Annotated in this window: 4 protein-coding genes; 1 reads left to right on the top strand and 3 read right to left on the bottom strand. The window is 66.3% G+C overall.

What is annotated here, in order from left to right:
* Positions 1-301: 301 nt before the first annotated feature.
* On the bottom strand, positions 302-2,563 hold the full coding sequence (locus tag QPR87_RS22215; protein ID WP_285051412.1) for a tetratricopeptide repeat protein: 2,262 nt from the start codon (positions 2,561-2,563) through the stop codon (positions 302-304).
* A 545-nt stretch (positions 2,564-3,108) separates the two neighbouring features.
* On the bottom strand, positions 3,109-3,966 hold the full coding sequence (locus QPR87_RS22210) for a DUF2189 domain-containing protein (protein ID WP_011749663.1): 858 nt from the start codon (positions 3,964-3,966) through the stop codon (positions 3,109-3,111).
* Positions 3,967-4,310: 344 nt separating this feature from the next.
* Between QPR87_RS22210 and QPR87_RS22205 the strand changes: the two genes are divergently transcribed.
* Positions 4,311-5,240, top strand: coding sequence for a LysR family transcriptional regulator (locus tag QPR87_RS22205; RefSeq protein ID WP_350310475.1), 930 nt, complete (start codon positions 4,311-4,313; stop codon positions 5,238-5,240).
* A gap of 118 nt (positions 5,241-5,358) precedes the next feature.
* Here QPR87_RS22205 and QPR87_RS22200 read toward each other — a convergent pair whose 3' ends face one another.
* Complete coding sequence (locus QPR87_RS22200) at positions 5,359-6,306, bottom strand: acetamidase/formamidase family protein (protein ID WP_285051411.1); 948 nt, start codon at positions 6,304-6,306, stop codon at positions 5,359-5,361.
* Position 6,307: the final 1 nt, after the last annotated feature.

Raw genomic sequence — 6,307 nt, 5'->3', positions numbered from 1 at the left:
AGACGCCGCTGGCCCGATCCGGTTGCGCTGTATGGAGGCTACACCGCATCGGGCCAGCTACCCGTGCTGACCAAGCGGGGTCATTATTGGGCGCCGAAAGGGGGTCAAAGTTGCGTGCCGATTGACAGCGCCGCGGCAACGACCCTCCAACCCGCCTGGTTGCGCGGCAGGGATGGTCCCGCTTCCGCTCCTGTTCTCGCTGGGATCGATATCTCGTCCGCACGGAAAATGAGCGCAGCAAAGTCCCTGGCCGAAGATCACCCAGCCCGACCCCAATTCCCGCAACGGGTGGAGTTCGGTCCTACCGGCGGCGCTCGGAACGAAACGCCTTCAAGGCTCCGACGATCTGCTCCAAGAGATCCCCCAGCATCGCGTTGCGGTCGGCAAACAGCGTCAGGTCGCGCGGTGCAAAGACCCGGCCATTCACCGTCAACTGATCCATGCCGGCCGTGCCCTGCCGCTTGTATTGCGCGGCGGGGGTCAGGGCCAGCATCCAGACCGGGCATCCCACCGCCGCGGCCAGCTCGAAGGGCAGCGAACTGATGCCCACCACCAGATCCAGCGCCGCGCAGCAGGCCGCGATCCCCTCCATGTCGTCGAAAAGGTCGAGTTCGGCCGGGATCAGGATGCCATGATCTTCGCAGAGCCGGCGTTCTTCCGGGCTCAATTGCGGCTGCAGCGAAACCCAAGTGCAGGGCAGCTCTCGGATCAGTGGCAGCATCTCCTCCAGCGAGAGGTAATTCGGGTTGCGGGAATGCGATTGCACCGCGCTGCGCCAAAGCAGTCCAACGACCGGCCGCTCGCCAGATCCACGGAACTGTGCGGCCCAATGGGCATGCCGGGTCGGTTCGGGGCGCAGATAACCGGCCCGGATTCGGCCAAGGTGGCTTTGCCAGAGACCGGGTTGGAACAGCTCCATCTGTCCCATGATCTCCTCGGGGAAAAAGACGTGATCGCAATCGCGCAGTTCGGCCAGATAGTCCGCGTCGAGATAGCCCGACAGGATCCGCTCGGCGATCTCCTCGTGCATGATCGGCCGCTCCTGCCAGAGCAATGTCCAGCGCCGGCGCAGCGGATGGAAACGAACAAAGGGAAAGCTGCGGGCCAGCAGCGTCTCCAGCCGCGGCTCGCAAGAGATCACGATCTCACCGGCCCGATCCTCCAGCAGACCGTAGACTTGGGCCATTCGCACCTCGTCGGCGATGCCTTCCCAGGCCATCAGGCCGATCTTGCGGGCGCGTGTCCCGGGGATGAGCACCGGGCGGCGCAAGCCTGGATAAGCCTCTCCCAAGGCGGCAGCGAGGTAGTGGCAGGCCGGGCGGCCGCTGCGGTGCAGCAGCGCCTTTCCGAGCGCGCCACGCCGTAATTCGAATTCGTAACTTTCCTGGTCATAGGGCGGCAGCCCGTCCGGTCCGGGCGGTTGGCGCAGCGCCTTCACCCGGTTGCGGCGCCGCCTCAGCAGCCTCTCCGTTTCGGCTTCAGTGCCCGGGCATTGGCTTAGGAGTTCGTAATAGACGGCATAACCGCGCGGCAGTTGCGGCGCCTCGGTCAGAACGATGTCCAGTTCTGCCCGGGCCTCGGATGGCGCACCGGCCTGGCTCAGCAGCTCGGCCAGCGCGAGGCGCGCACGCACGAGAAAGGGATAGTGGCCGAGCAGATGGCGTAGCCAGCCCACGCCCCGTTCTGGCTGTCCGGTCAGCCCGGCCAGCCGGGCGATCTCTGCGATTTCCGTGTGATCCGTCGCCTGCGGCACTTTGGGGGGCGACCAGCCCTCCAGCCAGAGCGCAGCCGTCTCGGTCATACGGCGGAGGCCGGGAAAGATCCCCTCGCGTTCGCGCGCGAACCGCACCGGCCCCGACAGCGGGTATGGCAGGGCAAGGCAGCGCGCGACAAGTCGTTCCAGGATCTCCGCATCCTGCCGGAACCAGGCCGCGTGGAAGGCGCGTTCCAGCGCAATGGAGCGCGGCTCCGGTCCGTCGATATGGGCAAGCAGTTCCTCCAGAACCGGACCCAGGCGATTATACTGCTGCATTTGATTTAGGATCGCCAACCGGGTTTGGAAGGTGATCTGGGTCTGTAGCAAGGGCTCTGCAAATTCCAGCCACTCCAAGCCCACCGGGTCCTGTTGCGCCAGCAGAGCCAGATATTGCTGGAGAAGCTGCTCGTGATGTGGAAAGCGCTCACGATAGTGCCTGGCCAGTTTCAGGGCGGCGTCGCCGCCCCTGGCCTGTTCCGTCCATTCGATCTCCAGCCGGGCCCGGCGCCGGCGCTCCGGGGGGGACAGATCCCTGGCAGGCAGAGCCCTTAATTCCTCCCCAGCCCTACGGGTTCGGCTCAGCCGCAGCAGCAGGTCGATCCGCAGGAGCCGCTCTTGCGAGTGCAGGTCTTTCCCGCCGCTGTCCAGTATGGCCAGTGCATCCGGCGCGAGATGGAGGCGCGCCATCGCCCGGGCCTGCAGCAGTCGCGGCAGCACTCCGACATGTCGCCAGTCCCCGGCGACCTGCTGCACATGGGCCAGAAGAAGGGCGGGATCGGACTTGTCGGTTATCGCTTCTGGCAGCACTGGAATCTCTACTCTCGGTTTGCGTTATCCGGCGCCCTTCCGGGGTGTCTTGAATTGGGGCAGCGGCCGAGGAGGGAAGCTCTCTGGCCTCGGGCACATGTCGGCCCGTTCCGGCCAGTTTCATCAAGGCAGGACAGGCATGGGGTGCTCGTTGAAAAAGGGGGCAAATGGCGGATGGATCTCAGGCACGGCCGCAACTTGGCGTTGGCGCGTGTTCTGCTTCCCTGGTCGCACGCCATTGGCCGCCGCCATGTCGCGGCCATGAGCGGTGATGCGGGAACGATATGCGGTCATAGGGATCTTTCCGACGCTGGCTCTTGGGGCGATGAGTGCGACGTCGGACGACAAAAATCAACCACCTGTTGCCGCTTTCGGCTTGGGTGTGAACGATTTTGACAGAGTTGCGCATTGCCTGCCATCTTTCGCCGCATGGGCCGGCGGACATGCCGACGGCCCATCGGGAAGAAAACCTTGCACCATCCATCCGGGATGGGCACGCCTGTCAGGCACAGGTCATGTGATCGCAGAGAGCGGTATGGACGACCCTAGGCCACCGCCCGCCGGTAAAGGTGCCATGTCGCGTGGCCGAGGATGGGCAGCACGACGATCAGCCCGGCGAAGAGCGGGATCATCCCCAGCACCAGCGAGACGGTGACGATCACCCCCCACAGCGCCGTCGTGCCCGGGTTGCGGCGCGCGACGGCAAGCGAGGTCGCCAGCGCCACCGGCACGCCCACCGGGCGGTCGATCAGCATCGGGAACGACACCAGGCTGACGCAAAGCACCACGGCCGCGAAGACGAAGCCGACGCCGAACCCGGCGAGGACCATCGTCCAGCCCGCGCTGGTGGTAAGGGCATCGCGCAGAAGGACGGACAGGCTATCATAGGGCCCAGGCCCCAGGGTGACGACCCAGATCGCATGCGCGGCCAGGAGCCAGAAGGCGAAGATCACCGCGAGCAGGCAGCCCAGCATCAGCACCGGTCCCAGCACCCGGCCGGTCAGCGTGGCCAGCACCGCGCTCCAATCCGTCTCTTCGCCCCGCTCGCGGCGCCGGCTCATCTCGTAGAGGCCGATCGCCGCGACCGGCCCGATCAGGGGAAAGCCCGCGGCCAGCGGGAAAAGCAGATGCACCTGCCCGGCGTTGAACGCCCAGGCGGCGAGGACGAAGCCGATTACCGGATAAAGCGCCACCGCCGTGATCACGTCGGTGCGCAGCGCGGCGAAATCCTTGACGCCCTTGCGAAGCGCCGCGCGAATATCGCCCAGGCCGATCCGGTTGACCTCGGGCAGGGTCATCTCGTGACTGCCGATCCCGTCCACCGCCGCCCCGGCGCTGCGGCCGATGCCAGCGAGCTTCTGCGCGCTCCAGCTCAGCGGGTTTCCAATCGTTTCTCGGTGCATGGCTGCATCCTCCCTTCCTGGAGGGCCCGGAACCGGGCGAGGCGTCAGCCGGAGAACCCGGCCCCGCCCGCGAACATGCCGGGCCGAACCGTCCTCATGGGGAAGTCTAGCAGATGCAGCGCCAGGTTGCACTCTCGGAATCGAGCGCGCTGCTCTCATGGGCCCTGCCCAAGCCGCCGGAATGCAGAACGGCCGGAGGCGCCTCCGGTCGTTGCGATTTCAAGCCTCTTCCTCCTGGAAGGCCTCTTCGCGCTTCTTGCGGAAGCGAACACGGTTTCATCGATGCGCCCCATGCGTGCCAGAATGCCGACCGGATCGGCCATGCGCACGACCTCGATCAGACCATCGCCGCTGACATAGGGCGGAACGTAGACCGGAACATAACCCGCTCGCGCCAGCTAAAGACGCTTCTCGCCATTGTGGAAACCGGCAGCTTCGCCCGTGCCGCGAACCGCGTTGCGCTGACGCCCTCGGCGGTCAGCCAGCAGATCCAGGCCCTTGAAAACGAAGTCGGAGTTTCGCTTTTCAACCGCGAGAACCGCCCGCCGACGCTGACCGCGGCGGGGCAGCAGATGGTCGAGGCGGCGGCAGAGCTCGTCAGGGCGGCAGAAAACGCCATCGACGCGATTTCAGGCCGCCGGATCGTGGGAAAGTTTGTCATCGGCTCGGTCCGCACCAGCGCGATAGGGCTGCTGCCGCAAGCGGTATCGCGCGTCGTGGCGAATCATCCGGGGCTGAAGATCCGGCTTCTGGTCGGGAACTCGGAAAATCTGGTCCAGGATGTCTATGCCGGCAGGCTGGACGCCGCGATCATCGCCGAGAACAGCCTGTCGTCGCGCGATCTCGACTGGTCGCCCTTTATCCGCGAGCCGCTGTTTCTGATCGCGCCCCCGGGAACCCCGGTCGTGGATGTCCGGCAGGCGTTGTCGGCGTTTCCCTTCGTGCGGTTCCGCAGCAACGTGCCCCTGGCGCGGCTGATCGAAACCGAGCTGGGCCGGATGAACCTGCCGCTGAACGACATCGCCGAGATGGACACGATTTCGGCGGTGACCGCCTGTGTCGAAAACGGGCTGGGGGTGTCGATCGTGCCGCGGATCGCCGCGATCGAGCGTGGGGTGGACCTGGTCATGTTGCCTTTCGGAGATCCGCCGGTCTTTCGCCAGATCGGGCTGCTGCAACGCCCGAAAGGGCCTCGTGCCGGGCTGATCGCCGAATTGCATGAGCAACTGGCCCAGGTCAGCGGCGAATATGGGGTGCCCAGGCCCTTGTCGTGATGGGTTGGGCGCTCTCGCAGGGCCCCGCACCCGGACGCTCCGTCACCCGGTTTCGCGGCGGAACAGCGATGGGGATGCCCGCTGGGGCTGGTCCCTGATTTCGCCGCGCAAGGTCTTGCTATTCGGCAGGGGACAGGCTGCCGAGGTCCAGGACACAATGCGCGCCCTTGCGACGGTTGACCATCTGGGTCACGCGCAGATCGGCCAGCAGGCTGCAATGGCGATAGGCTTCCCCGGCCGAAAGCGGCGTGTTGCGCGTCAGCCAGTCGACCATCCGGCGCGCCGCGGCCGTGGCCGCCTTGTCCAGGTCCTCGTCGAAATCCATGGTGATGATCCGATTGTCGCAGAGGATTTCGGGCGCCTCGGGGGCGGTGCCTTTTTCCAGGTGAAAGCGGAGCCGGCCATTGAGCGCGGTCTCCAGTGCCGTATCGCAGATTTCGCCGTCTCCTTGCAGCGCATGCCCGTCGCCGGCAAGAAACAGCGCCCCTTCGCAAAAGACGGGCAGGGCTATCCGCGCGCCCGCACGGCAATAGCGATTGTCCATGTTGCCGCCAAAGGGGCCGGGCACGACCGAGGTCACGCAGCCGCCCGAGGCATCGGGCGCAACCGCGAGAATGCCGAAGAACGGCGCCAGGTCGACCACCGGCCCCCAGGGCAGCCGCGCCTGCCGTCTGCTGCGGTCCAGCGGGACGGTCAGGGATTCGTATTCGTCCGCCAGGTCCGGCAGGATGCCGGCGCCCGGCTCTATGGCATTCCAGCCGAAATCCTGCGCAAGCTCGATTGTCTCGATCTCGACCAGCAGCCGGTCTCCCGGTGCGGCATCCCTGATGAAGATCGGGCCGGTCAGCATGTGCGGCCCAAGGTGGGGACGGCACCGGGCGATGACGTCGCGATGCGCGGGCAGGGCGTGGCAGCCTGTCTCTGGCGCGGGCAGGTTGCGCGGCCCGCCGGACAGCGTCTCGATGGTGACGCTGTCGCCGCTGGCGATGTGCAGGACCGGCGCTGCCGCCGGGTCGATATGGCCCCAGAGCACCGTTTCGGGCGTGGCGGCAAGATGGTGGTGCACC

The organism is Paracoccus sp. SSJ (genome assembly GCF_030234105.1).
In the GTDB taxonomy this organism is placed as follows: domain Bacteria; phylum Pseudomonadota; class Alphaproteobacteria; order Rhodobacterales; family Rhodobacteraceae; genus Paracoccus; species Paracoccus denitrificans.
The sequence above is the reverse complement of the archived record's forward strand: the minus strand, read 5'-3'. Positions and strand labels throughout refer to the sequence as shown.